Annotated in this window: 3 protein-coding genes; 1 reads left to right on the top strand and 2 read right to left on the bottom strand. The window is 72.5% G+C overall.

What is annotated here, in order from left to right:
- A partial coding sequence (locus tag FV228_RS24960) for a LysR substrate-binding domain-containing protein (RefSeq protein ID WP_147857014.1) occupies positions 1–780 on the top strand: 780 nt, incomplete at its 5' end.
- Here the strand turns inward: FV228_RS24960 and FV228_RS24955 are convergent.
- Both FV228_RS24955 and FV228_RS24950 read right to left on the bottom strand, forming a co-directional pair.
- A complete protein-coding gene (locus tag FV228_RS24955; protein WP_147857013.1) occupies positions 755–2,521 on the bottom strand; it encodes a methanol/ethanol family PQQ-dependent dehydrogenase in 1,767 nt (588 codons plus the stop codon). The two genes, FV228_RS24960 and FV228_RS24955, sit on opposite strands and share 26 nt — an antisense overlap.
- A gap of 132 nt (positions 2,522–2,653) precedes the next feature.
- A complete protein-coding gene (locus tag FV228_RS24950) occupies positions 2,654–3,106 on the bottom strand; it encodes a TIGR00730 family Rossman fold protein (RefSeq protein WP_147857012.1) in 453 nt (150 codons plus the stop codon).
- Position 3,107 lies beyond the last annotated feature (1 nt).

Raw genomic sequence — 3,107 nt, 5'->3', positions numbered from 1 at the left:
AACCGGACCACCCGCAGCGTCGCGCCCACCGAGGCCGGCGCCCGCCTGCTGGAGCGGCTCGGCCCGGCGCTCGGAGAGGTCGAGGCCGCCCTCGACGTGGTGAACGGGTTCCGCGACCGGCCGGCCGGACCGCTCCGGCTCAACGTGCCGCTGAGCGCGGCACGCCTCGTCCTGCCCGCGATCGTGCCGCCCTTCCTGGCCGCCTATCCCGAGATCCGGCTCGAACTGGTCGTCGAGGACGGCTTCGTGGACGTGCTGGCGGCCGGCTGCGACGCCGGCATCCGCTACGACGAGCGGCTTGAGCAGGACATGATCGCGGTGCCGATCGGCCCGCGGCGGCAGCGTTTCGCCACGGCGGCGGCCCCGGCCTATCTCGACCGGCGCGGGCGCCCGCAGCATCCGCGCGACCTCCTGGCCCACGATTGCCTGCTGGGCCGGTTCCCGAGCGGCAGCCTGACGGCGCCGTGGGAGTTCGAGCGCGACGGGGAGATCGTCCGCGTGGATCCGTCCGGCCCGCTGATCGTGCGCGTCGGCGCCAGCGACCTCGCGGTCGCGGCGGCGGTGGCCGGAACCGGGATCATCCACCTGTTCGAGGATTGGCTGCGCCCCCAGCTCGACGGCGGCGCCCTGGAGCCGGTGCTGGAACCGTGGTGGCAGGTCTTCTCCGGCCCGTTCCTCTACTATCCCGGCCGCCGGCACCTGCCGGCGCCGCTGCGGGCGTTCGTGGACTTCGTCGGCACGGGTCCGCGCGGGCTCACTCCGGCAGGGCGAACACCGTGAGCTGGCCGCCGGGCGCGGTGTACCGCGACAGGGCCGCGTAGCCGCCGACTGCGCCCGAACCGTCCGCCGGGTCGGTCAGTCCGGCGGCCAGCCCGATGCCCGCCCAGCCGCCGATCCCGGACAGCACCGCCACGTATTGCCGGCCGTTGTGCTGGTAGGTGGTGACGTTGCCGACGATGCCGGACGGCGTCTTGAACCGGTACAGCTCGTGCCCGTCCCGGGCGTCGACCGCCTTCAGGTAACCTTCGAGCGTGCCGTAGAAGACGACGTTGCCGGCGGTGGCGAGCGCCCCGGACCAGACCGAGAACGGCTCCGGGATCGTCCAGGCGATTTTTCCCTTGGCCCCGTCCCAGGCGATGAACGCGCCGGTCCGGTCGGAGCCCTCGGGCGGGTGCAGGGTCAGCGTCGCGCCGACATAGGGCTGGCCCGGCGTGTAGCTCACCCGGAACGCCTCGTAATCCATGCACATGTGGTTGGTCGGCACGTAGAACAGCCGGGTGACCGGCGAGTAGGCCGCCGGCTGCTGGTTCTTGGCGCCGAGCGCCCCCGGGCAGATGTTCTTGGTGACCTCCTCCTCGTCGGCCTCGCCGGGCGCGTAGCGCTTGTCCACCACCGGCCGCCCGTAGCCCGGGGAGGCGCGGTCCAGGTCGATCCGGCTCGCCCAGTTGACGCTCGGGTCGAACTTGTCCGCCACCAGCACCGCGCCGGTCGCGCGGTCGAGGGTGTAGCCGAAGCCGTTACGGTCGAAATGGGTGAGCACCCGGCGCGGGCGTCCGTCGATCACCTGCTCGGTGAGGATCATCTCGTTGACGCCGTCGTAGTCCCACTGGTCGTGGGGCGTCATCTGGTAGACCCAGCGGGCGAGCCCGGTGTCGGGGTCGCGGGCGAAGATCGCCATGGTCCACCGGTTGTCGCCCGGGCGCTGGGCCGGGTTCCAGGTCGCCGGGTTGCCGGTGCCGTAATAGACGAGGTTCAGCGCCGGATCGTACGAGAACCACCCCCAGCTGCAGCCGCCGCCGATCTTCCACTGGTCGCCCTCCCAGCTCGTGAGCGAGGAATCCCGGCCGATCGGGCGGCCGAGTTCGGTGGTCTTGTCCGGATCGACCAGCATGTCGGCATCCGGCCCGGTGGCGTAGGCGCGCCAGAGGCGCCGGCCCGTGGCCTGATCGTACGCGGTGACGTGGCAGCGGGCGCCGTACTCGCCCCCGGCGATGCCGACGATGAGCTTGCCGTGCACCGGCAGGACCGTGGCGGTGTTGGTCTCGCCCCGGGCCGGGTCGCCGTTCTTCACCGACCACAGGACCCCGCCGCTCTCCGGGTCCAGGGCCACGACCGTGGTGTCGGCCAGCTGCAGGAACAGCCGCCCGTCCGCGTAGGCGAGGCCGCGCGAGACCGTGTCGCAGCACATCACCGCGATCACGCTCGCATCCTGGCGCGGGGCGTAGCGCCAGAGGATCCTGCCGTCGTGGTCGAGATCGAGTGCGTAGACCACGTTCGGGAACGGGGTGTGCACGAACATCCGGTTCCCGACCACGATCGGGGCGCCCTCGTGCCCGCGCAGCACGCCGGTGGAGAAGGTCCAGGCGACCTTCAGGCGCGAGACGTTGCCGGCGTCGATCCGGGCGAGGTCGGAATACCGGGTGTTGGCGTAATCGAGGGTCTGGAGGACCGGCGGCGCCTGCGCGGAGGCCGCGGCGGCGAGGCAGACGAGCGCCAGGGCCGCCAGGATCGGGACGCGCATGCTCGGACTCCGCCTGCCGCCGCCCCGTGCGGCGGCGCCGGCCTCATACACCGACCTGTCGCACCGACCTCACGGACGCCGGCGCGGCCAAGCGTCCGAGGGGACCGAGCAGCCAAGCGTCCGGGCCCGGCCTCACATCCGCTCTTTGACGATCTCCTCGGCCTGGGGGTCCGGCTCGTGGCCGGCCTCGCGCAGCAGCGGCACCACCGCGGCCGCGTCCCGGGCGACGGTGTAGCTGAGGTCCAGCCCCTCGCGGATGAAGCCGTGGCCGCGCATGTGCTCGAACAGGTCGAGCAGCGGCGCCCAGAAATCGGCCACCGAGACCAGCACGACCGGCTTCCGGTGCCGCCCGAGTTGCGCCCAGGTGAGTTGCTCGACCAGTTCCTCCAGGGTGCCGATGCCGCCCGGCAGGGTCACGAAGGCGTCCGAGCGCTCGAACATCAGACGCTTGCGGGTGTGCATGTCGGGCACAACCACGGTCTCCTGCACGGCGTCGAGCATGTGCTCGCGCGCCTGCAGGAAGTCCGGGATGATGCCGGTGACGTGGCCGCCCGCCGCCAGGGCGGCGCGCGCCACGGCGCCCATC

Source organism: Methylobacterium sp. WL18 (assembly GCF_008040015.1).
Classification (GTDB): Bacteria; Pseudomonadota; Alphaproteobacteria; order Rhizobiales; family Beijerinckiaceae; genus Methylobacterium; species Methylobacterium mesophilicum.
This window is presented reverse-complemented; position numbering and strand designations above follow the sequence as displayed.